The following is a 24,605-nucleotide window of genomic DNA, read 5'->3' as shown; positions in this document are numbered from 1 at the left end:
ATTCCTTCTACTTTCAAAGCATTCAATCTTATCAGCGAAGAGGACGGTCATTTTATTCATTTCAGATAAAGTGTCAAGCACTTATTTGAAATGAATGTTGATAACTCATCACACTAACCTTTCCTTCCAACCCCTTACGGGACGGGCTCTCCGTGTCAGTGAGGTCGCATTATAGAGAGTTCGATCACATTAGCAAGTACTTTATCTATTTATTCTTAAAATTTGATTCAATTGCATAAATAGGCATCAATATGCTTAGTTATAGTTCACTTTAACGCTAAAAATAGACCACTTAAGGTCTAATTCTATCTATAGCACTGCAAATCATGACCTAAAAAATAGAATCAATAACTAATAATTTAAAATCATTCATTTAGAAGGTGATAATCATACAAAGCACAACATAAGACTCCCTCTTAATATATCGGCACTCGTATAATTCATTAAACTTATACTTTTATCGGTCGATACATAGGTTAAATGTCGCTTATATTTTCTCGGAGCAAATAAGCATGAAGTTAAAAACACAATCTTACGTCCTCGCAGCTATTATTTTATGCTCTCTTATATTAATGACAGCAACAGGGCTATGGACATTACGTATTGCTAGCTCTATGGATAATAAATCTCGAGTTACTGAATTATTCCAAACAACCTATAACCTAATTACCAATATGGAAGAAATGGTAAGGCAAGGAAAAATAGAAGAGGATAAAGCCAAAGAGCTCACAATTACAATTTTACGAAACAATATCTATAAAGATAATGAATACGTATATGTTGCAGATAAAGACCTAATGTTCTTAGCTGCTCCTTTAGATCCTCAACTTCATGGTACCAGCTTTCATGAGTTCCGTGATAGTGAAGGAAAAAGTGTTGGCCAAATTTTAGAAAATGCCATAAATCAAAATCCATCAGGCATGGCTGAATATACATGGTCTTTAAAAATGCCAGATGGAAGTATTGATAAAAAGCTTTCTATTGCAGAAAAAACACAAGATTGGAATTGGATTGTAGGCACTGGTATTGGAGAAACAGAAGTTAATTCTCGATTCTGGTCTACAGCTCAATGGCAATTTGGTTTAGCCTTTATCATTGCGAGTTTAATTTTTAGCATTCTAATGATTTCTATGAAACGTATGATTTCATTATTAGGTGGCGAACCTAAAGATGTCCACTCTGCAATCCAAACTGTTGCTGCTGGTGAGATTGTTACTCAATTTACAGAAAAAGCACCTGAAGGCAGTATTTATCACGCAGTTCAAACAATGAATTTATCATTAGCAGAGTTAGTTGAACATCTAACTCAAGCAATGCTTGCGTTAAAAGCTGAGTTATCTGATGTTCACTCTAGAGCAGGGACTGCAAGTGAATTGACTGAAAACCAGCACCAATCAACAGAGATGATAGCAGCGGCGATTACTGAGATGGCTTCTTCTGCTAATAATGTAGCAGATTCAGCACAAGAAACAGCCATTACTACAGACGAAGCCGATAAGCGAAGTGTTCGAACTCAAAAATTAATTACTGCGACCGTGTCTAATATAGAAGGACTTGCTGAACAATTAAATACAGCAAGTACTGCGGTTTCTGAATTAGATAGCAATGTGAACAACATTGTTAAGGTTCTTGATGTCATTGGTGATATTGCAGAGCAAACCAACTTACTCGCCTTAAATGCTGCAATTGAAGCCGCTCGAGCTGGTGAACAAGGTCGAGGTTTTGCTGTTGTTGCTGATGAAGTTCGTAATTTAGCGGGAAGAACTCAAGGTAGTACAAAAGAAATACAGTTAATGATTTCAAACTTACAACAAGGCTCTCGTAACGCAATAGCTAGTATGGAGATCTGTGCCGAAACCAGCAAAAGCACCGTATCTGAATCTCAAAATGCCTCCGATGCTCTACAGCAAATTGTTACTGCCCTTGAGTCAATTTCAAGTATGAGTCATCAAATTGCAAGTGCATCTGAAGAACAGAAACACGTAAGTGAAGACATCACTCAACGAGTTAATATGATAGAAGAAAGTGGACAGCAGTTAGCAAGTGTTGTCGCAGAGAGTAAACAAAGTACTCATACCCTAACTGAATTAGCTGATGATTTAGAGACTTGGTTAAACAAATTTCGAGTAAATAGTAACCTAGACAAATAGTGATAATGTAAGATTACTAGAAGCAATAAGAAAGCAGACATTGATTGTCTGCTTTTTTTATAACAAAACCTCTAACCGTAATTTGGATAATACTAATCGTAGTAAATTACTAATTATACCAATCTACATAAGCACTTGATCATTCTTGCTTGTTAAAATCGATTATATCTGATCAACTATTTATCCAGAATGGTATTAAATGTTCGATAACTGCGCTGAACACTTTGATTATAGAGTAATACCAATGTAACTAATTAGATGACCATTAATGGGGTTGATATTATACCAATCACAGTAAGTAAGTGATCAGAAATAACGCAGGAAAAATGCTTGAGAACAAGGCGAAATTTTATGATAAGTAGTTATTCTACAATCAAAATTTTTAACGTAGTTATCGAGCATTTTAACCAGTTAGGATGATCAGTTATTTACTACGATTGGTATTACGTACTTGATTACAGAAAAGCATAAAAAAAGCCTCGTCATTTCTGACGAGGCTTTTAAATGTGGCTCCCTTTGCTGGACTTGAACCAGCGACATACGGATTAACAGTCCGCCGTTCTACCGACTGAACTAAAAGGGAACAGGTTTTACGTCTCACTAAGAGAATTAATGGTGCCGACTACCGGAGTCGAACTGGTGACCTACTGATTACAAGTCAGTTGCTCTACCTACTGAGCTAAGTCGGCACACTAATTTTTTATTGCTCGTGTTAACGAATATTAAGCACCAACAATTTAATATGGTGCCCGGAGGCGGAATCGAACCACCGACACGAGGATTTTCAATCCTCTGCTCTACCGACTGAGCTATCCGGGCAACGAGGTGTATTAAACGGCTTTTTGCTTCTCTGGTCAACTAATAATTTTAAAAAAAAACACCTTTTGGTTGAAATATATTCGCAATGCTTGTTTTTATAACATTTTGATTAAAAAATAACGCTACTTTTAATGGCTTAAGAAACGTTTATTAGTTTTTTACGCAAATAAGCCCTAATCTAAATAAAGGCCGTCCTCTTTAAAATCTGCATACTAAAGAGGAGTCAGCAATTTATCAAAATCAAAAACCAAAAATGTCAGTTAACCAAGCGGCTGGTGTATTTCTCCTTTCACACTCCGCTTTATATTGGCCTTTAATATCCCAAATTGGTATGTTTTCCTTGCCAGAACAATCCGGTTTTAGCGTTTTATTTTCTTGTAAGTCAAAATGAGCTGTCGTTACTTCATTTGGCCACGGTAAATTAAAAGCTTCAGGTGGTCTCATACTTAAATAATCAGCATAAACTCTTAACGCACCACTCGAACCAGTTAATTTCATTGGTTTATTATCGTCTCGACCAAGCCAAGTAATCGCAACTTCTCTCCCATCAATACCTGCATACCAGCTATCTCTTGAGTCATTACTTGTTCCTGTTTTTCCAGCCAATGCTGCCCAGCTGTATTTACTATTTAAAAATCTTGCCGTTCCTTCACTCACCGTTTTTTTCATTCCATAAATAGTCAGCCAAGTCGCTTGCTCTGGAACGACTCGTGACGAACGAGGAAAGCTCTCATAAAGTAATACCCCATCTGTATTCACCACCGCTTTTAATGCCGTAAGAGGCGCTTTTCGTCCACCATTGCCTAACGTTTGGTACATTTGAGCAACTTGATACGGAGATAAACTAATTGAACCAAGTAACATTGATGGTACTTGATTAATCTCTTGAGCATTCACACCAAGTTTAACTAATGTATCTGTCACCTTATTAAGGCCAACCATTAAACCTAAATTAACGGTTGGAACATTTAATGAGCGAGAAAGTGCATAATACAAAGGAACTTGACCTCTAAACTTTCGGTCATAGTTTCTAGGCGTCCATGTTGTCCCTTTGCTGCCTTTTAATGAAATTGGTTTATCATCTAATGTGGTCGCTAGTGAATATTTCTCTGGGCTTTCTAATGCTGATAAATAAATAGCCGGTTTAACTAAAGAGCCAATTGGGCGTTTTGCATTGATCGCTCTATTAAAGCCATCAAATCCCGTTCTGCTACCACCAATCATAGCTCGGATCTCTCCGCTTTGACGATCGACGATAACCATAGCTGACTCTAAGCCTTTACCTGCTCGTTTTTCTAATTGAGGAACAATTCGTTCCACTGCTTTTTCTGCTTTCTGCTGCGATAATGGATCAAGCGTTGTAAATACCCGTAATCCCTCACCTCTTTGATAAGCCTCTCCCGCTTTTTCTTTTAACTCCCATTTTAATTGTTGGAAATAAGCAGGTTGTCTTGTTGAGATACTTGCACGTTTTTTCACATCCAATGGTCGACTTGCAGCCATTTCATATTGACGAGGAGAAAGGATTTCTTCTTGCATCATCAAACGTAATACTAAATCACGGCGCTCTTTTACGCGTTCAGGAAAGCGCATTGGATTGTAATAGGATGGCCCTTTAACCATACCAACTAACATGGCTAACTGATCAATTCTTAATTCTTCTATTGGGCGGCCAAAATACACTTGCGCTGCTAACCCAAAACCATGAATAGCCTCTCCACCTGTTTGCCCTAAATAAACTTCATTTAAATACGCTTCTAATATTCTATCTTTGCTATAGCGATAATCTAAAATCAACGCAATATAAGCCTCACGAACCTTGCGCCATAATGTTCTTTCACGAGATAAGAATAAGTTCTTTGCCAACTGCTGAGTTAATGTACTCCCCCCTTGAACCGTTCTACCTGCTTTGGCATTAACCACCATTGCACGAGCTATCGCTAGTGGAGATACGCCATCATGCTGATAAAAATCTCTGTCTTCCGTCGCTAATAATGCATCGACCATCACCTCTGGAAATTGTTCTCTACGTAAGAATAGGCGCTGCTGATCATCGTCTGCATCTAGCATCCCTAAAAATTGAGGTTCTATTTGCAAAAAGCCCATTTGTTTTTTTGCCGTACGATTTTCAATCTTCTGTAGTCCATCTGAATTAAAATAAAGCATGACATGGCGATCTGGCTCGGGTCCTTGTTGGAATTCAAATGGACGACGGATCAACTCTATTTTAGTTGATGATGAAGAGTACTCTCCTGAACGTTGGGGCTGACGAACTTTCTGGTACTTTAATAAATCCAGTTCTTTTTTAACTGTTTCCAAACTGATATTTTGCCCTGGAGCCAATGTCAGAACCCGGCTATATACTACGGTGGGCAAAGTAAATAATTGACCATCAAAGCGATTCTTAACCACGGTATCCAAATAAATCCCAGCAATAACAAGAATCGCTAATACAACAAGGCTTAGTTTAAAACCTAGTATCATTAACCCCTTCCAAAAAGAACGAGGCGACTGGGCTTTTTTCTTACTTGCCGATTTTCTTTTTGCTGGTGTTTTTTTCTTTGTCACCGTTTTTTTAGGTGCGGTTTTCACTGGTGCTTTTTTCTTTTCAGCCATGAGAGTTCTTTTCAAGTTAGAGAATTAATTAAAGTGACGCTTTGTTTTTTTCGTTGCTTGATGATTCGCAGGGTCATCCGGCCAAATATGTTTTGGGTAACGTCCTTTCATTTCTTTTTGTACTTCTTTGTACGATCCTTTCCAAAAACCAGCTAAGTCACTGGTTGTTTGTAATGGCCTTTGAGCTGGGGATAATAATTCCATTACCAATTTTTTTGTTCCTTGCGCTAATAATGGCGTTTGCGCTTCACCATACACCTCTTGCATTCTTACTGAAATCTTAGGTTCCGATTGCAATTGATAATTGATCTTTGCTTTTGTGCCTGTTGGTAACAAATAATACGCTGGCAAATATTCATTAATAAGTTTCATCGCATCCCAACCCACATAGGCTTCTAATGCGTTAGTAAGGTTAATGCTCTTAAGTTGCTTATCATTTTTAATACCATTCATAAATGGCAATAACCACAGTTCTGCACTCTCAAGTAACTGCGCTTCACTCATCGCAGGAAGAGGTATCTCTGGTAACCATTCTTCACAGCACAACAAGCGAGAATGCAAAGCCTGTACTTCTTTATTCCAATCTAGGTTCTCTATTCCTTTTCGCTTGAGCATATTAAGCAATGCCAACGAAATTTTGTCAGGGTCTGGTGAACTCATTCGCTCTTTTTGCAGAATGACTCGCCCTAAATACGTACGTTTTTCAGCGACTATCCTTCCCGACTTCTCATCCCAATCCACATACTCTTTTTCTATAATTAAATGAGAAACAGCACTGAACAAAGATGATTTAGATAAGGATGCCGCAAGAAAAACATAACTGCGATTTTGACTGCCTTTTAGTAAGTCCACCACTACTAAATAATCGCTTTGTGCTATCGATTCAATTTCATCAACTTGCACACCATGGCCATTCGATAATTGAAATTGACCTAGAGTTCCTTTTGCTACCGCTAATCTATCAGGAAAACCTAATGCTAATACCTCACCAATAAAATCAATTGAAACCTGAGTTATGTCTGCCTTTACAGATAAAGTGCGAGCCAGTCGCTGAACTCTTTGTTGATACTCTGTCTGTTTTGGGTAGCGACCTTCAAGAAATAAGGAAAGATGAAAGCTAAGATCTTTTGATTGTACTGATTTAGCAGGCTCTTCTATGATTGGTAAAATAAATAAGGCTGTTTGCAGATGTGAAGCTGATTGAGTGCTAGCTTGTAATAATGCAGCAGCAAGGCGAGGCTCTATATTCAATTGCTGTGATTTTTCCCCCAATATAGAAAGCTGACCTTGCTTATCAATCAAGTCTAATTGAGATAATAAAGACCGAGCTTGTTGAATATTGCCATCAGGTGGCGGGGTTAACCATTGCAGATCCAAAGGATTGATAACTCCCCACTTTGTTAACTCCAAAACCAAAGATGAAAGATCAGAAGATTCTATCTCGGGTATTTGAACTTGGGGCTGCTGTTGATATTGAGATTCAGTATATAAACGAATACATACCCCGGGTTCCAATCGTCCTGCTCGTCCTTTTCTTTGCTCAGCAGATGATTGAGCTATTCGTTTTTTCTCTAGCTTAGTGATCCCTGTTTTTGCATCAAACGTTGCTTTTTGCTCATAGCCACTATCAATAACAATGCGGATCCCTTCAATAGTTAAACTGGTTTCAGCAACGTTGGTTGCGAGAACTATTTTTCGCTCGCCTTTCAATGCTGGTTTTAATGCTAATTGCTGCTTTTTTGCATCGAGCTGACCATATAAAGGCCTAACAACAATATCAGAAGAAAGATCTTTTAATCTCTCTTCCAACTGTTTTATTTCACCTACTCCAGACAAAAATACCAGTATTGAACCTGTTTCATTTAATAATGTTTTGCGAATGGCTTTCTCAGTTGCCTCAACAATTCGTTGGTTTGTTTTAAGAGGGGTATAAGACGTTGTCACCGGAAACATTCGTCCATCTGACTCTACATACGCAGCTCTTGGCAATAACGTCTGTAATGCCAATTGATCTAAAGTGGCAGACATAATTAATAACTTAAGATCATCTCTTAGCGCTTCTTGCACTTCCAAGGCAAAAGCTAATGAAGTATCAGCATGAATACTTCGCTCGTGATATTCATCAAAAATCAATAATCCAACACCTGACAATTCAGGATCTGATTGGATCATTCGAGTCATCACACCTTCCGTCACAATTTCCAATCGAGTTTGAGGGCTAACTTTAGTTTCACCTTTGATTCGAAACCCAACTTGCTCACCGACTTTCTCACCTAATTGAGATGCTAAGTAACTCGCAATATTACGAGCTGCCAACCGTCTTGGCTCTAACATTATTATTTTGCCATTAATCACTTGTTCTTTTAATAGCATTAAAGGCAGATGTGTCGACTTACCTGCGCCTGTCGATGCTTTTAAAATGAGTTGAGAATGGTTCTGTAATTTCTCAATCAGTGATGGGATCACTCTTTCAATCGGTAACTGTGACAATGGGTTCGCCCTATGGCATTATCTTGAATTAAACCATTGTACAAAAAAACAGTAGTTAAATGAAATTTGAACCTAAATTAGAATCTGGAATATTAATAAAACGCTATAAACGCTTTTTAACAGACATAGAATTACCAGATAAAAGTGAACGAACTATCCATTGCGCCAACACAGGAGCAATGACTGGTTGTGCAACGCCTGGCAATACGGTGTTTTTTTCAACATCTAGTAACCTAAAACGTAAATACCCTAATAGTTGGGAGCTCAGCGTCACAGAAAGTAATCACATAATATGCGTTAATACTATTCGAGCAAATCAATTGGTGGTTGAAGCCATTAACAATAAAAGCATTGATGAGTTAAATGAGTACACTACACTTAAAACGGAAGTGAAATACGGCTCAGAAAATAGCCGAATTGATATCCTACTTAGTGAAGATTCACTGCCTGACTGCTATATTGAAGTAAAGAGCGTTACGTTATTGGGAGACCAAGGCCAAGGATTCTTTCCTGATGCCGTCACAACCCGAGGTCAAAAACACTTACGAGAGCTGAGTGAAATCGCCCTAAATGGAAAAAAAGCAGTATTATTTTTCGCTGTTTTACATTCAGGCATTGAAAAAGTCTCAATCGCACACCATATAGACCATCAATATTATTCTTTATTATTAGATGCGATTGAAAGTGGGGTTACCGTTCTCTGCTACCAAGCAGAGATGTCATCAAAAGAGATGAAGATCGTACGCAAGCTACCTTTTTGTATTTAGCTGCTTTATTTAGCAATGCTTACATTCTTTTTAAAAAAAGTGCTACGTTCTTGCTACTGGATCTCAATTGATGAAATCAATATTTGATTGCCTCTTTTCTTTCTGTTATAGATAGCGCCCTCATTTGGCTAGTGAGAGTCAAAGACGTTTAGGAGAAGCTGTAATGCCAGAGAGCAATACAAAAAGAACGCTAGGTATTCTAGCTATCGCTGGTGTTGAACCTTACCAGGAAAAAGCAGGTGAAGAGTACATGGGCCCAGCCCAAATTGAACACTTTACGAAGATTCTAGAAGCTTGGCGCAATCAACTTAGAGAAGAAGTTGAACGCACAGTAAATCACATGAAAGACGAAGCTGCGAATTTCCCAGATCCTGTGGATCGCGCTGCTCAAGAAGAAGAATTTAGTTTAGAACTGCGTAACCGTGACCGTGAACGCCGTCTAATTAAAAAAATTGAAAAAACACTAAACAAGATTGAAGACGAAGATTTCGGATTCTGTGATTCTTGTGGTGTTGAAATCGGTATTCGTCGCTTAGAAGCGCGTCCAACCGCTGACCTTTGTATTGACTGTAAAACACTTGCAGAAATCAAAGAAAAGCAAATGGCTGGCTAATACCAATCAATATAATAAAAAGGGAGCGCTGGCTCCCTTTTTTACGTTTATACAGTGAATGTCTATGACTACTCAATACATAGGTCGCTTTGCTCCATCCCCATCTGGTCCACTGCATTTTGGTTCCCTTGTTGCAGCTTTAGGGAGCTACTTACAAGCGAAATCACAGCAAGGAAAATGGCTGGTTCGCATTGAGGATTTAGACCCACCGCGTGAGATACCTGGTGCCTCCTCTTTGATCATTCAAACCTTAGAAGATTACGGTTTTGAATGGGATGATGAGATTGTGTATCAAAGCCAACGTCACGCTATGTATCAATATCAAATTAACCAATGGATTGATAACTGTGATGCGTATTCTTGCCAGTGTACTCGAAAACAAATAAAAGAAGCTGGCGGATTTTATTTAGGCCACTGTAGATATAAACACCTTTCAGAAAATAACGCGTCTGTACGCTTAGTAATGCAGCATCCTGTTGAGTCATTTTATGATATAAAGCACGGGATGATTCAAATACCAGCACAATTGGCTCAAGAAGACTTTATTATTAAACGCAGAGATGGATTATTTGCCTATAATCTTGCAGTGGTCTTAGATGATATTGACCAAGGTGTGACTGAAGTGGTTCGTGGCGCTGATTTAATAGAGCCCACAGGACGCCAAATTTCGCTTTATCGCCAATTAGGAGTAAAAGAAGTTAGCTACCTTCACTTACCCCTTGCTGTTGATGAGCTAGGAAACAAATTATCAAAACAAAACTATGCTCCTGCAATTGATAACACAAATCCAATTCCAACCTTACTTGAAGCGTTGTGTTTTTTAGGGTTTGTCTTACCAAAGGACATAGAAACCGCCACATTGAATGAAATTTTTCAATGGGCAATCAAAAATTGGCAACTAAAACAGCTCCCAACTGGGCTCGAGATCACTACCCCATTCTCAAAACCCACAATTTAAGCTATGATGTGCGCCTATTTTTGACTGCTCACTTGAATATCGAGGTTATTATCTTTAATCAAGTTGCCCGTTTTTGCCGTAATTTACTCAAAAACAACAGTGATATTTGCTCTACAGAGGATTTGAAACTGAACGTTATCACACGCCAAGAACATAATATTTCACGTAAAGATCTTAGTGATAATGCACTAAAAGTTCTTTACCGCTTAAGTAATGCGGGATACGACGCTTATCTCGTAGGTGGAGGGGTGCGCGACATTCTTCTAGGTCAAGAGCCTAAAGACTTTGATATCGCCACTAACGCAACACCAGAGCAGATCAAAAAACTATTTCGTAATTGTCGCTTAATTGGTCGTCGATTCCGTCTCGCTCATATTCTATTTGGTAGAGATGTCATTGAAGTGGCAACCTTCCGTGGTCACCACAAAGAAGAAGAGTCCGAGAAGAAAAATATCTCAGCTCAGTCCAAAGAAGGCATGCTGCTGCGTGATAATGTTTATGGCACAGTAGAAGAAGATGCTCAACGCCGCGACTTCACCATTAATGCCATGTATTACAATATTGCCGATTATTCGATTCATGATTACGCCAATGGTATTGAAGATTTAAATAATAATCTGGTACGTTTAATTGGTGATCCTGAAACGCGTTATCGTGAAGACCCTGTTCGTATGCTTCGAGCTGTGCGTTTTGCTGCTAAGTTAGACATGACTATTTGTGATAAAACGGTAGAGCCAATTGTAGAGTTATCTCCGCTTTTAAGAGATATTCCTGCCGCTCGACTGTTTGAAGAGTCATTAAAACTGCTGCAAGCCGGTAAAGGATTAAATACTTACTATTTATTACGTGAATTGAATTTATTTCAACAATTGTTTCCAGCACTGACGCCTTTCTTAACAGAAGAAGGTAAGAGCCCTACTGAGCAAATGATTGAATTAGTTCTGCACTCAACAGACAAACGTATTAATAGCGGTAAGCGTGTAAACCCAGCCTTTATGTTTGCGGCAATGCTTTGGTACCCTCTTACAGCTAAAGCACAAGAAATTCAGGATGAAAATCCAAAGTATGATCACTACGAATCCATTATGGAAGCGGCTAATATCATGCTTGATATTCAAGTTAAAAGCACCGCAATCCCTCGTCGATTAACGGCGACTATCCGTGATATTTGGCAACTTCAGCTTCGCTTACCTCGTCGAAATGGCAAGCGCGCGTTCGTACTTATCGAACAACAAAAATTCCGTGCTGCTTATGATTTCCTTGAAATGCGCGGAAAAGTAGAAGGTGGTGAAATAAAAACACTTTCGGATTGGTGGACAGAGTTCCAAGATGCACCTGCACCGCACCGTAATAATATGGTCCAAAACCTTCATGGTGGCCGCTCTACAGGGACTCGTAAGCGTCGTAGCCCATATCGTAAGAAAAAACGTGCGAATAACGATTCATGATCAAAGTAATTATTGCGATTGGGAGTAATCTTGGAGACCCCGTAGCTCAAGCTAAAGTGGCAATCAATGCATTGCATCAGCTTCCGGACTCCAACGTAACAGCCGTATCCTCACTTTACAGCAGTTCACCAATGGGCCCTCAAGATCAACCAGATTACATTAATGCGGTTGTTGAGATTGAGACCAACCTTGCTCCAATGGAATTATTGGAACTCACTCAAAAGATTGAGCTTGAGCAAGGCCGTGTGCGTAAAGAAGAGCGCTGGGGACCAAGAACTTTAGATCTTGATATTATTTTATTTGGCGATCAAACGATCGACAATGAGCGATTAACTGTGCCTCACTATGGCATGAAAGAACGTGAATTTGTTCTTTATCCGCTCGCTGAACTTTATAATGATTTAACTTTACCTGATGGCACAACCCTCTCTCAGTTATTAAACACTGTAGATAGAAATGGTTTGTCCATTTGGGAAGATTAATCGCTTCTAGTAAGGATGTTTTATGAAAAAAATCTCTATTCATGACTTAATGAAGTGGAAGCAAGAAGGCAAAAAATTTGCCACTGTTACAGCATATGATGCTAGCTTCGCACAACTATTTGAACAGCAAGAAGTCCCTGTTCTATTAGTCGGTGATTCATTAGGTATGGTTTTACAAGGCAAGAGTGATACTTTGCCTGTAACAACTGAAGAGATCGCTTACCATACTCGTTGTGTGCGTGCAGGTAGTCCAAACAGTCTATTAATGGCTGACATGCCATTCATGAGCTACGCTACCCCTGAGCAAGCGTGTGAAAATGCAGGCAAGCTAATGCAAGCGGGCGCTAACATGGTGAAGATTGAAGGTGACGCTTGGATCGCTGAAACCATTCGTATCCTTGCTGAACGCGCAGTACCAGTTTGTGCACACCTTGGTTTAACCCCTCAATCGGTTAATATTTTTGGTGGGTTCCGCATTCAAGGCCGTGATGAAGCAAAAGCTGAACAAATGGTAAAAGACGCACTAACACTTGAAGCCGCTGGCGCTCAAATTATTCTACTAGAATGTGTTCCTGCTTCTCTTGCTGAACGCATTACAAAAGCATGTACTGTTCCTGTTATTGGTATTGGTGCAGGTAATGTTACGGATGGTCAAATCCTAGTAATGCACGACATGTTCGGTATTTCTGCTAACTATATGCCTAAATTCTCTAAAAACTTTTTAGCGGAAACCGGTGATATGCGTGAAGCGGTCACCAAGTATATTCAAGATGTTGAGCAAGGTGTCTTCCCTGCCGCTGAACATACATTTAATTAAGGAAACGTAATGGACATTTTTTCTGAAATTTTACCATTACGCGAGCAGATCAAAGCTTGGAAACGCGAAGGCAAGCGTATCGCTTTCGTTCCAACAATGGGAAACCTGCATGAAGGTCATTTAACACTGATCCGCACTGCTCGCGAGCATGCTGATATTGTTGTTGCTAGTATTTTTGTTAACCCGATGCAATTTAACAATGCTGATGATCTAACAAATTACCCAAGAACATTAGATGAAGACGTTGAAAAACTCACATCTGAAAAGGTTGATCTTGTCTTTACTCCAACGCCAGAGATCATGTACCCAGAAGGGTTAGATAAACAAACGACTGTTGATGTTCCGGTTATCTCTACCATTTTGGAAGGCGCTTCTCGCCCTGGTCACTTTAGAGGCGTATCAACGGTTGTTAATAAACTATTCAACATTGTTCAACCTGATGTTGCTTGCTTTGGTGAGAAAGATTTCCAACAACTTGCGCTTATTCGTCAAATGGTCATTGATATGGCCTTAGATATCGAGATTGTTGGTGTTGCAACAGTACGTGAAGCTGATAGCTTAGCAATGAGCTCTCGCAATAACCTGCTGACATTAAATGAGCGTCAGCGAGCGCCTGTTTTAGCTCGCACTATGCGTTGGATCAGCAGCCAAATGCGTGGTGGTCGTAATGATTATCTATCTCTAATTGAAGACGCTAGTGATCAACTACGTGCAGCAGATTTACAGCCTGATGAAATATTCATTCGTGATGCAAGAACGCTGCAAGAGCCGACAGAAGAGACAACTCAAGCTGTTATCCTTATGGCAGCCTTCCTTGGTCAAGTCCGCTTGATTGATAACTTAGTGGTTGAACTTCATATTGCCGCAAGCGAAGAAGACACTGAAGAATAATACCAATGTAACGAACTAGATGTTCATTAATAGCATTAGTATGATTAACGACTAAACAAAAGGGCAGATGATCGCTGATCGTCTGCCCTTTTTTATTGTCCTGTCCTGGCACTAATATTAGCTTCTAAGGCCAGTACCTTTAGAGATTAAGTGCAGAGCCACGGCATAAAGCACCACAATAAATGCTGCTAATACCGCAAATGCAGTACCAATACCAACATCAGATACACCTAAAAAACCATAACGAAATGCATTTACCATATAAACAATCGGGTTTAATTTAGAGACGCCTTGCCAGAATTCAGGCAACAAACTAATCGAATAAAATACCCCACCTAAATACGTTAATGGCGTTAAAATAAACGTCGGAATAATACTGATATCATCAAAGGTTCTAGCAAAAACCGCATTAATCAATCCACCTAAAGAGAATACAATCGATGTCATTAATACTGTCAGTATAATCACACCAAAATGCGCAATTTGAATATCAACAAAAAACAGAGACACGCAAGTCACTAACGCACCAACCAATAAACCTCGAACAACACCACCACCAACAAAACCAGCGATAATAATGTAATTAGGTACAGGAGCGACAAGTAACTCCTCTATGTTTTTTTGGAACTTAGCACTAAAGAACGAAGAAGCCACATTCGAGTAAGAGTTAGTGATAACAGACATCATTATCAAACCTGGAACAATATATTCCATATAACTAAAGCCACTCATTTCACCAATACGTGAACCAATCAAATTACCAAAAATGATAAAATATAACGTCATGGTAATGGCTGGTGGAACCAGTGTTTGCACCCAAATACGTGTGAATCGGTTTATCTCTTTAGATATAAGGCTTTTGAATGCTGTCCAATATAAGTTCATCATTATTTAGCTTCCCCTGAACGAACAATACTGACAAATAACTCTTCTAATCGATTCGCTTTATTTCGCATAGAAAGTACATTTACCCCTTGATGGTTTAATTGTTCAAAAAGGTAATTAAGCCCTTGTGATTTATCTATTTCAACCTCAATCGAACCTTCTTTACTGCTTGTGATTTTAGCGCCTTCCAACTGAGGTGTTGGGCTATTTTCTGCCAAATCTAAGATAAAAGTTTCAACCTGAAGTTTATTTAATAATCGTTTCATCGATGTATTTTCGATGACTTCACCTTTATTAATAATTCCAATATTTCGACACAGCATCTCAGCTTCTTCAAGATAATGTGTAGTAAGAATAATCGTCACACCTTGCTCATTAATTTGCTTTAAGAACTCCCACATTGAGCGACGTAGTTCAATATCAACACCGGCTGTAGGTTCATCAAGGATCAATAACTTAGGTTCATGCATTAAGGCTCTAGCGATCATCAAACGGCGTTTCATACCACCTGATAAATTACGTGCGCGATCATTTCTCTTTTCCCACAGATCTAACTGAGTTAGGTATTTTTGTGCTCTCTCTTTTGCCAATGAACGAGAAACACCATAATAGCCTGCTTGTTGTATTACTATCTGCTGCACGGTTTCAAATGGGTTAAAATTAAACTCTTGAGGAACCAAACCGATTTGCTGTTTAGCCTGAACAAGATCAGTATCGATATCATAACCAAACACTTTAACTCGACCAGAGGTTTTATTAACAAGTGAGCTAATTACCCCAATGGTTGTTGATTTACCAGCACCGTTTGGCCCTAACAGGGCATAAAAATCACCTTGCTCTACGGTTAAATCCACGCCCTTGAGCGCTTCAAAACCACCGGCATATGTTTTTCGTAATTGTTCTATCTCTAATGCGTACATATGTTTATTCATCACCTAGATTAAGCATCTATTATTCAAGTTAGCTTATCGTTGAATGACGATGAATGCAAATTTGAAAACGATTAGATAATAAAAAGCCGCAGAGAAAACCACTCTACGGCTTGATTAAAAATAACTAAATTATTCACTTAGATTTCATCAGGTGAAACGTATCTAATCGCTGACTTAAGTGCCTCATAACGAAATTTAAACGTATTTTCATCAGGAACTAAGTCTGTTACATGAAACTTCTCTAATTGCTCTCTGGTTTTTTCATTCGGACACAATAAATACACTTTGCAATTTGCATCTAACGCATCATTAATCGCATTCTCTAACGCCAAACCAACGGTTACATCTATCATCGGAACATCGGTTAAATCTAAAATCATCACTTCATAATCAGAAATACTGGAGTGTTGACGTGCAATCGCTTTAGATACACTGAAAATCATTGGCCCTGATAAATAAAAGAACAACACCTTTCCATTCGCTTTATCCAATAAACGTCTTTCGCTATCAGTGAGAGGGACATCATCTTCATCGGCATCACTAATTGCTTTTACTTGGCGAGCTTGCTCACGGCTTAAGCGTTCAATGATAATGATATTAGAAATAAAAACACCAAGACCAACGGCGACAATTAAATCGACAAATACCGTCAGTAGCATTACACCGTACATAATGGCCATGCCAGCAAAACTGACTTTATGTGCTCGCTGGATAAAGCTCCAATCAAGAATATTAAAGCCGACATAAACGGCAATACCCGCAAGAACAGCCATTGGGATCGGCTCTGTTAATCCACCCGCAACCAATACCACTAAAGCAAGCACCGCAGCCCTAAATACCCCAGATAGTGGTGAACGAGCACCCACTTGAATATTAGTAACCGTCCCCATTGTTGCACCAGCGCCAGGCAGCGCACCAAATAAGCCAGAGATCATATTTGCTAAGCCTTGGCCTCGTAACTCTTTATCTGAGTCATGCTCTTTACGTGTTAATGAATCACCAATAACAGCGGTTAATAGCGTATCAATACACCCTAATGTACCTAGCACTAAAGCATCAATGACCATGGTCATAAACATATCACTGTTAATGGTAGGAATGACAATGGAAGGTAAACCTGCGGGGATCTCTCCAATTCGACGAATAGAATCTGTATCAAAAATAATGACTGAAATAAGTGTAACAGCAACTAAAGCAACTAATTGAGCAGGAACATATTTACGATACTGTTGAGGAAAAAGGAACAAAACACCAAGCGTCAATACACCAAGAAAGAGTTCTTTAATATCTAAATGCGCCAATGTATCAGGTAAAGCTTTCAGCGTTCCTATAACACCACCTGCTGGTGCTGCATGGCCAAGCAAGGGGGAAAGCTGTAAGATAATGAGAATTATGCCTATGCCTGACATAAAACCTGAAATAACACTGTATGGCATTAAAGTGATGTATTTACCGAGCTTTAATGTCCCAAGAAGGATCTGAAATGCACCAGCCATCATCACAACGGTAAACGTCATTGCAATTCCAGTCTCAGGGTATTTAGCGACCATACTGGTTAAGACCGCGGTCATAATGACCGTCATTGGTCCCGTTGGTTCTGAGATTAATGTTGAAGAACCACCAAATAGAGAAGCAAAAAGCCCCACCATAATGGCTCCCCAAAGCCCTGCTTCAGCCCCTGCTCCTGAAGCAACACCAAAGGCCAATGCCAAAGGCAGTGATATGATGGCTGTCGTTACCCCACCAAATAAATCACCTTTAAAGTTTACACTCTCAAATCGTTGCCCAAACACCGTTAGCTCCCTGTTTATAAACTCGTATCGCCATTAATTTAACAAAAGTTATTCATCTCTCATAACTATTAATTAGAACTAATGACTTCAGCTTATGTCCTATTTATCTAATTAATACTCCAGCCGCTTCTTTTAACGCCTCTACTCGTCAGATGAGTACTTTTCATGCAAGTTTTTAGCAGATTGAAATTGTAACATTGTGTATAGTAAATAGACCTGTTGACGTTTTTAACAGAAAGAAGTGTAAGGAACCCCCTTGCTTCTTATGTATTTAAGGGATGAGAGATTTAAAATGCCAGAAATTAAAGAGCTTTTTGAAAATAATTCTAAATGGGCAAAATCAATTAAAGCGGGACGCCCTGAATACTTTACTCAGCTTGAGGAAGGACAGAACCCTGGTTTTTTATGGATTGGTTGCTCTGACAGTCGAGTTCCTGCTGAACGTTTAACTGGACTTCATTCAGGCGAACTATTTGTTCACCGTAATGTAGCCAACCAAGTAATTCATACTGATTTAAATTGCCTGTCTGTTTTGCAATATGCCGTCGATGTTTTAAAAATTAAACACATCATTGTTTGTGGGCATTATGGATGTGGTGGTGTGAATGCAGCCATTGATAACCCCCCACTAGGCCTTATTAATAACTGGTTACTTCATATTAGAGATCTTTATCTAAAACACAGAACTGTATTTGGCAGTTTACCTCGTGAGAAATGGGGAGATAAGTTGTGTGAGATAAATGTCGCAGAACAAGTTTATAACGTTGGTAATTCAACCGTAATGCAAACCGCTTGGGAACGAGGACAAGACGTTCAAGTTCACGGCGTTGTTTACGGTATGGGAGATGGCGTTTTGAATGATCTGGGTGTAAAAGGCCACAGTCGAGAATCATTAGAAATATCCTACCAAGCAGCTATGTCTGTTATAACACAGACTAGCGGTGAAAAATAAAAGGGCAACAACTCCCCTTTTATTACATTAGACAATAGCCAGAGAAAACATCACCTTAATTTCTCTGGCTTTATTTTACGTTGCTATTCTCAAACGCACGAGTCGACGAAGATGGCGGATTTGGCGTTCAGTTTTTATTGCTGGAACCTCAAGATCACTGATTGTTCGACCATCAATATGCAAACTAATATCTCTTAATAGATATTCATTTCCCCAAGGGATCTCATATTGAACTTTACGAACTTTTCGTTTCCATTCACGCTCTTCTCGAGCAAGATCGGCTTTAATTAATAAAGTAGCTAAACGTAGGTATAGTGAATGACGCATAATATTTCTCCAATAGTAAGCTGAGAATATAGTGCGACTGGCATCATAAGGTAGGCAGTTCCCTTCTTAGATAAGATAGCCGCAATATTCGCAGCCAAAGAAGGTTACGAATTAATTAATCGTTTTGATCGTTAACGGGTGTAAACGACATAGTGGTGGCGCAACACATTTTGTATGAATGAATAACTGTCATGTTGACCTCCTAAAACGTAAAATTAATTCTATAAATGGGTAAGTTGTAAATTAGATTTACGGTTAAATTGTAACCAATAGTGATTAATAATCAAGCACAAATTAGCAACATAATTAAAACAAAATGAATGCACTATTAGTTTACTGGTAACTATATATTCATTCTAAACATTGTTTATTTTGCCCTGTTTGACCATACTTTCCGCTATATTATATAAAATATAGATATATCAATAAAAAAGCCGAAGAAACAAATGTATCTTCGGCTTAATTTAAATAATACCAATACGACAATAATGAAGCGTATTATTCTTGTGGTACGACTTTACCAATATAAGGTAAGTTACGGTATTTTTGAGCGTAATCAATACCCACACCAACAACAAATTCATCTGGGATTGAAAAACCAATCCAATCTACTTTTACTTCAACTTCACGGCGAGAAGGTTTATCAAGCAACGTACAAATAGTGATTGAGTTAGGCTCACGAATAGACAATATCTCGCATACCTTACTTAACGTATTACCTGTATCAATAATATCTTCAACGAGCAGAATATCTTTGCCTTTAATATCATCATCAAGATCTTTTAGGATGCGTACATCACGTGTACTCTCCATGCTATTGCCATAGCTTGATGCTGTCATAAAGTCCACCGTCATTGGCGTATCAATCGCTCGTGCTAAATCAGCCATGAAAACAAATGAACCACGTAACAAACCTATCATCACCAATCCTTCTGACTCTTTATAGTGTTCAGATATTTGTTGGCCTAGTTCTTTAACACGTTGAGCAACCTCTTTTTCAGAGATCATCACTTCTACTGTATGTTTCATACTATCTCACTTAATTCGTTGAACTTACCTAAGGCAAGATTTAGACCTCTACAGTTTACAATAAAACGGTCGTTGACGTAGATCCAATTACAAAAGTTTTTTATGTCTCTAATATTAACCTTGCCACTTTATAAAGAAAATTCAACAAAAATAGATTTATACGGTAAATCGCTGCAACTTGAAAAAATAACCTTTAACTTCGTCATATTTTTAATTGATAAGCTGAATAATTGTTGAATATATAATCAGCCTTATGTAAAGTTATTGAGAATAATAATAATAAAACCCTATATAAAATAATAATTTGTTGGCAAGGATATATTAAAATGGATACGATCCAAAAAAGGCCTAGAACAAGGCTATCCCCAGAAAAGCGTAAAGAACAACTACTAGATATAGCTATCGAGGTATTTTCACAACGTGGTATTGGCCGTGGCGGCCATGCTGATGTTGCTGAAATAGCACAAGTATCTGTCGCTACCGTTTTCAACTATTTCCCAACGAGAGAAGATCTTGTTGATGATGTATTGAATAAAGTAGAAGAACAATTCCACCAATTCGTACAGAACTCAATTTCTCTTGAACTTGATGTACGCACTAACCTTCATACCCTCTTAATGAACATTATTGATACCGTTCAATCTGGTGAAAAGTGGATCAAAGTCTGGTTTGAATGGAGTACGTCTACTCGCGAAGAAGTATGGCCTTTATTCTTAAGCACGCATGTGAATAATCAGAAGATCATCCGTACGATGTTTGAAGAAGGTATTGAGCGTAACGAAGTGTGTAACGATCATACGCCTGAAAACTTAGCTAAAATGCTGCATGGCATTTGCTACTCTGTTTTCATTCAAGCGAATCGCAGCTCTTCAATTGAAGAACTTGAAGACACGGCTAACTGTTTCTTAAATATGCTGTGTATTTATAAATAAATTCAGGATTCAGGATTCAGGATTCAGGATTCAGGAAATGATAATAAAAAACCGCTGATTTCTCAGCGGTTTTTTTATGTCTTAACAAACGCGTTGTTAATCAGAATTATTTTTTCTTTTTAACTGCTTTTTTGTTTGGAAGGTCAGTGATTGAACCTTCAAATACTTCCGCTGCTAGGCCAACAGACTCATGTAGAGTTGGGTGAGCGTGGATAGTAAGAGCGATATCTTCTGCATCACAACCCATTTCGATTGCAAGGCCGATTTCACCAAGTAGTTCACCACCGTTTGTACCAACGATAGCACCACCAATAACACGGTGAGTTTCTTTATCAAAGATAAGCTTAGTCATACCATCTGCACAATCAGATGCGATTGCACGGCCTGATGCTGCCCATGGGAAAGTAGCAACTTCAAAGTTCAGACCTTCTTCTTTTGCTTCTTTCTCTGTTTTACCAACCCAAGCAACTTCTGGCTCAGTGTAAGCAATTGAAGGAATTACTTTAGGGTCGAAGTAGTGCTTCTTACCAGAAATAACTTCAGCAGCTACGTGACCTTCATGCACACCTTTGTGAGCAAGCATTGGTTGGCCAACAACATCACCGATTGCATGAATGTGAGCAACATTAGTACGCATTTGCTTATCAACATTGATGAAACCACGCTCATCAACTTCGATACCTGCTTTTTCAGCATCGATAAGTTTACCATTTGGTACACGACCGATAGCAACAAGAACCGCATCGTAACGCTCAGCTTCTGAAGGTGCTTTTTTACCTTCCATTGAAACGTAGATACCATCTTCTTTTGCTTCAACAGCCGTTACTTTAGTCTCAAGCATTAGCTTGAACTTATCTTTAATACGTTTTGTGTACACTTTAACGATGTCTTTATCCGCAGCAGGGATAACTTGATCAAACATCTCAACCACTTCAACTTTAGAACCTAAAGAGTGGTAAACCGTACCCATTTCAAGACCGATGATACCACCGCCCATGATCAATAGTTTTTCTGGAACTTCTTTCAGTTCTAGCGCGTCAGTTGAATCCCAAATACGTGGGTCTTCATGCGGGATGAACGGAAGTTTAATTGGACGAGAACCCGCAGCAATGATAGCGTTATCAAACGTAACTGTTGTGTTTTCTTCGCCTTCAACTTCAATCGTATTAGGGCCAGTAAACTTACCAAAACCGTTAATAACTTTAACGTCACGCATTTTAGCCATGCCGCCAAGACCGCCAGTTAACTGAGTAACTACTTTATCTTTCCAGATACGGATCTTATTAATGTCTGTTTGTGGAGCACCAAAAACAACGCCGTGATCTGCCATTGCTTTTGCTTCTTCGATAACTTTAGATACGTGAAGAAGTGCTTTTGATGGGATACAACCCACGTTTAAACATACACCACCAAGCGTGTTATAACGCTCGATTAATACTGTTTCTAGACCTAAATCCGCGCAACGGAAAGCAGCAGAGTAACCAGCAGGACCTGAACCAAGTACAACTACTTGGGCTTTAACTTGTTTGCTCATTTTGACCTCGTTATAGTCATTTCCCTAACAGGCTGACAAATGTTCTATTATTGTTTTCAGACTGTGTCTATTTTACATAGATGTTAACAGTGTGAAAGCTAGATTAAGTTAGCCTGTGAGCTAGACAACAATTCACGTTTGTATGTTCAAAGATAGGAACATTGAAATCACCGCAAATTGCTTTAATAAATTCAAATTAAGAGGTTAATCCCTTAATTTATTAAGCAATAAGGTGGCTCATTAGCCACCTTATTGTTTGTTTCAATAACCGCTAATTACAGTACTAGGCGACGAATGTCAGATAAGGCACTGTTTAAGAACGTAATGAAACGAGCACCTTCTGCGCCATCAATAACACGGTGGTCATAAGACAGAGACAGTGGAAGCTGTAGGCGTGGAGCGAACTCTTTGCCATTCCATACAGGTTTAATCTCAGACTTAGATACCCCTAGGATACCTACTTCTGGTGCATTTACGATTGGTGTAAATGCTGTGCCACCGATACCACCAAGGCTTGAGATTGTGAAACAACCACCCTGCATATCAGACGCCGTTAGCTTACCAGCACGTGCTTTCTTCGAAATAGCCATAAGCTCTTCAGATAGCTCGTAAATACCTTTCTTGTTCACGTCTTTAAATACAGGAACAACAAGACCGTTTGGCGTATCAACAGCGATACCTACGTTTACGTACTTCTTCAGAATGATGCTTTCGCCATCTTCAGATAAAGAAGAGTTAAACGATGGGAACGCTTCAAGTGCTTTCGCAACCGCTTTCATGATAAACACAAGTGGCGTGATCTTCATGCCTGTGTCGTTTTTCGCTTCGATTGCATTCTGCTCTTTACGGAATGCTTCTAGCTCAGTGATGTCTGCGTTATCCCACTGTGTAACGTGAGGGATCATCACCCAGTTACGGTGTAGGTTTGCACCAGAAATCTTCTTGATCTTAGAAAGCTTCTGAACTTCAGTTTCACCAAACTTGCTGAAATCAACTTTTGGCCAAGGAAGTAAACCAAGAGCTGAACCGTCACCACCTTTACCAGATGCTGCTGCACCAGATTCAAGACGCTTAAGTGCATCTTTAACGAAACCTTGAACATCTTCTTTAAGGATACGGTTCTTACGACCTGTACCTTTAACTTTCGCTAGGTTTACGCCAAATTCACGAGCAAGACGACGTACAACTGGAGACGCATGAGCGTAATCGTTGTTCGCTTCAAATTCGCTCGTAGTTGCAGGAGCAGAAGCCGCAGCTGCTGGTGCTGGTGCTGCTTGTGCAACAGGAGCCGCCGCCGCTTGAGGTGCTGCAGGTGCTGCGCCTTCAACAACAAACGTCATGATTAGAGAGCCAGTCGATACTTTATCGCCTGCAGCAATCTTAATCTCTTTGATAGTACCAGCGAACGGAGCAGGAACTTCCATTGATGCTTTGTCGCCTTCAACAGTAATTAAAGATTGCTCTTCTTCTACTGTATCGCCAACAGCAACCATGATCTCAGTTACTTCAACTTCATCACCGCCGATATCTGGAACGTTTACTTCTTTCTCAACAGATACTGCTGGAGCCGCTGCAACTGGTGCTGCTACCGCTTGAGGAGCTGCAGCAGGTGCTGAACCTGCAACTTCAAAGATCATCACAAGAGAACCAGTAGATACTGAATCACCAGAAGCGATTTTGATTTCTTTCACTGTACCAGCGAATGGCGCAGGTACTTCCATCGATGCTTTGTCGCCTTCAACAGTTAAAAGAGATTGCTCTTCTTCTACTGTATCGCCAACAGCAACCATGATTTCAGTTACTTCAACTTCATCACCGCCGATATCTGGAACGTGAACTTCTTTAAGCTCGGCAACTGATGCAGCAGCAGGAGCAGCTACTGGAGCCGCTTCAACTACTGGAGCAGCAGGTGCCGCAGCACCCTCTGCTTCAAAGAGCATGATAAGAGAACCTGTTGTTACTGAATCGCCTTCAGAGATTTTTATCTCTTTAACGATACCCGCTTGAGACGCAGGAACTTCCATTGAAGCTTTATCGCCTTCAACAGTGATCAGTGACTGCTCTTCTTCAACTCGGTCACCGACCTTAACTAGAATCTCAGTTACTTCAACCTCATCTGCACCGATGTCAGGTACATTAATTTCGATTGTCATTGTTTGTTTCCTTAATT

Annotated in this window: 19 protein-coding genes and 3 tRNA genes; 10 read left to right on the top strand and 12 right to left on the bottom strand. The window is 39.4% G+C overall.

The window, feature by feature from the left end; translation table 11 throughout:
- Positions 1-512 precede the first annotated feature (512 nt).
- Positions 513-2,150 (top strand): methyl-accepting chemotaxis protein, encoded by a 1,638-nt coding sequence (locus tag PVK63_RS12890; protein ID WP_130087745.1) that lies wholly within the window; start codon positions 513-515, stop codon positions 2,148-2,150.
- Positions 2,151-2,657: 507 nt separating this feature from the next.
- Here the strand turns inward: PVK63_RS12890 and PVK63_RS12885 are convergent.
- From PVK63_RS12885 to hrpB, 5 genes are all read right to left on the bottom strand, one after another.
- Positions 2,658-2,733: transfer RNA gene (locus PVK63_RS12885), tRNA-Asn, on the bottom strand.
- 30 nt (positions 2,734-2,763) lie between these two features.
- Positions 2,764-2,839: transfer RNA gene (locus tag PVK63_RS12880), tRNA-Thr, on the bottom strand.
- A gap of 54 nt (positions 2,840-2,893) precedes the next feature.
- Positions 2,894-2,969 (bottom strand) — tRNA-Phe (locus PVK63_RS12875).
- 240 nt (positions 2,970-3,209) lie between these two features.
- A complete protein-coding gene (gene mrcB, locus PVK63_RS12870) occupies positions 3,210-5,585 on the bottom strand; it encodes a penicillin-binding protein 1B (RefSeq protein ID WP_130087746.1) in 2,376 nt (791 codons plus the stop codon).
- A gap of 24 nt (positions 5,586-5,609) precedes the next feature.
- Positions 5,610-8,075 (bottom strand): ATP-dependent helicase HrpB, encoded by a 2,466-nt coding sequence (hrpB, locus tag PVK63_RS12865; RefSeq protein ID WP_130087747.1) that lies wholly within the window; start codon positions 8,073-8,075, stop codon positions 5,610-5,612.
- A gap of 59 nt (positions 8,076-8,134) precedes the next feature.
- Between hrpB and sfsA the strand changes: the two genes are divergently transcribed.
- The 7 genes from sfsA to panC all read left to right on the top strand — a co-directional run bounded on the left by sfsA (position 8,135) and on the right by panC (position 14,051).
- Positions 8,135-8,842, top strand: coding sequence for a DNA/RNA nuclease SfsA (gene sfsA, locus PVK63_RS12860; RefSeq protein ID WP_130087748.1), 708 nt, complete (start codon positions 8,135-8,137; stop codon positions 8,840-8,842).
- A 163-nt stretch (positions 8,843-9,005) separates the two neighbouring features.
- Entirely contained in the window at positions 9,006-9,455 is a 450-nt protein-coding gene (gene dksA / locus PVK63_RS12855) for an RNA polymerase-binding protein DksA (protein ID WP_130087749.1), read from the top strand.
- A 64-nt stretch (positions 9,456-9,519) separates the two neighbouring features.
- Complete coding sequence (gene gluQRS / locus PVK63_RS12850) at positions 9,520-10,413, top strand: tRNA glutamyl-Q(34) synthetase GluQRS (protein WP_130087750.1); 894 nt, start codon at positions 9,520-9,522, stop codon at positions 10,411-10,413.
- 122 nt (positions 10,414-10,535) lie between these two features.
- Positions 10,536-11,861, top strand: a complete 1,326-nt coding sequence (gene pcnB / locus PVK63_RS12845) for a polynucleotide adenylyltransferase PcnB (RefSeq protein WP_165371215.1) — start codon at positions 10,536-10,538, stop codon at positions 11,859-11,861.
- Positions 11,858-12,343 carry a 2-amino-4-hydroxy-6-hydroxymethyldihydropteridine diphosphokinase gene (folK, locus tag PVK63_RS12840; RefSeq protein WP_130047107.1) on the top strand — a complete coding sequence of 162 codons (486 nt, stop codon included), beginning with the start codon at positions 11,858-11,860 and terminating at the stop codon, positions 12,341-12,343. The genes pcnB and folK overlap by 4 nt, the downstream gene beginning before the upstream one ends.
- A gap of 22 nt (positions 12,344-12,365) precedes the next feature.
- Positions 12,366-13,160, top strand: a complete 795-nt coding sequence (panB, locus tag PVK63_RS12835) for a 3-methyl-2-oxobutanoate hydroxymethyltransferase (RefSeq protein WP_130046428.1) — start codon at positions 12,366-12,368, stop codon at positions 13,158-13,160.
- Between the two features lie 9 nt (positions 13,161-13,169).
- A complete protein-coding gene (gene panC / locus PVK63_RS12830; protein ID WP_130046427.1) occupies positions 13,170-14,051 on the top strand; it encodes a pantoate--beta-alanine ligase in 882 nt (293 codons plus the stop codon).
- 117 nt (positions 14,052-14,168) lie between these two features.
- On the opposite strand, the gene PVK63_RS12825 is transcribed toward panC, so the two are convergent.
- From PVK63_RS12825 to PVK63_RS12815, 3 genes are all read right to left on the bottom strand, one after another.
- Positions 14,169-14,939: an ABC transporter permease gene (locus PVK63_RS12825; protein WP_130046426.1), complete on the bottom strand. Its 771-nt coding sequence runs from the start codon at positions 14,937-14,939 to the stop codon at positions 14,169-14,171.
- Positions 14,939-15,856 carry an ABC transporter ATP-binding protein gene (locus PVK63_RS12820; RefSeq protein WP_130087809.1) on the bottom strand — a complete coding sequence of 306 codons (918 nt, stop codon included), beginning with the start codon at positions 15,854-15,856 and terminating at the stop codon, positions 14,939-14,941. The genes PVK63_RS12825 and PVK63_RS12820 overlap by 1 nt, the downstream gene beginning before the upstream one ends.
- 149 nt (positions 15,857-16,005) lie before the next feature.
- Positions 16,006-17,661, bottom strand: coding sequence for a SulP family inorganic anion transporter (locus PVK63_RS12815; RefSeq protein WP_130087751.1), 1,656 nt, complete (start codon positions 17,659-17,661; stop codon positions 16,006-16,008).
- 292 nt (positions 17,662-17,953) lie between these two features.
- Here PVK63_RS12815 and can point away from each other — a divergent pair, with 292 nt between their 5' ends.
- Positions 17,954-18,613 carry a carbonate dehydratase gene (gene can, locus PVK63_RS12810; protein ID WP_165366823.1) on the top strand — a complete coding sequence of 220 codons (660 nt, stop codon included), beginning with the start codon at positions 17,954-17,956 and terminating at the stop codon, positions 18,611-18,613.
- Positions 18,614-18,688: 75 nt separating this feature from the next.
- Here can and PVK63_RS12805 read toward each other — a convergent pair whose 3' ends face one another.
- Both PVK63_RS12805 and hpt read right to left on the bottom strand, forming a co-directional pair.
- Positions 18,689-18,940, bottom strand: a complete 252-nt coding sequence (locus PVK63_RS12805) for a DUF1127 domain-containing protein (RefSeq protein ID WP_130087753.1) — start codon at positions 18,938-18,940, stop codon at positions 18,689-18,691.
- Positions 18,941-19,438: 498 nt separating this feature from the next.
- Positions 19,439-19,969, bottom strand: coding sequence for a hypoxanthine phosphoribosyltransferase (gene hpt, locus PVK63_RS12800; RefSeq protein WP_130043992.1), 531 nt, complete (start codon positions 19,967-19,969; stop codon positions 19,439-19,441).
- 326 nt (positions 19,970-20,295) lie between these two features.
- Here hpt and PVK63_RS12795 point away from each other — a divergent pair, with 326 nt between their 5' ends.
- Positions 20,296-20,901: a TetR/AcrR family transcriptional regulator gene (locus PVK63_RS12795; RefSeq protein ID WP_130043991.1), complete on the top strand. Its 606-nt coding sequence runs from the start codon at positions 20,296-20,298 to the stop codon at positions 20,899-20,901.
- A 106-nt stretch (positions 20,902-21,007) separates the two neighbouring features.
- On the opposite strand, the gene lpdA is transcribed toward PVK63_RS12795, so the two are convergent.
- Entirely contained in the window at positions 21,008-22,435 is a 1,428-nt protein-coding gene (lpdA, locus tag PVK63_RS12790) for a dihydrolipoyl dehydrogenase (RefSeq protein WP_130043990.1), read from the bottom strand.
- A gap of 275 nt (positions 22,436-22,710) precedes the next feature.
- Positions 22,711-24,588 carry a pyruvate dehydrogenase complex dihydrolipoyllysine-residue acetyltransferase gene (gene aceF, locus PVK63_RS12785; RefSeq protein ID WP_130087754.1) on the bottom strand — a complete coding sequence of 626 codons (1,878 nt, stop codon included), beginning with the start codon at positions 24,586-24,588 and terminating at the stop codon, positions 22,711-22,713.
- Positions 24,589-24,605: the final 17 nt, after the last annotated feature.

Source organism: Aliivibrio sp. S2TY2, assembly GCF_028765525.1.
GTDB classification, from domain to species: Bacteria; Pseudomonadota; Gammaproteobacteria; order Enterobacterales; family Vibrionaceae; genus Aliivibrio; species Aliivibrio finisterrensis_A.
The sequence above is the reverse complement of the archived record's forward strand: the minus strand, read 5'-3'. Positions and strand labels throughout refer to the sequence as shown.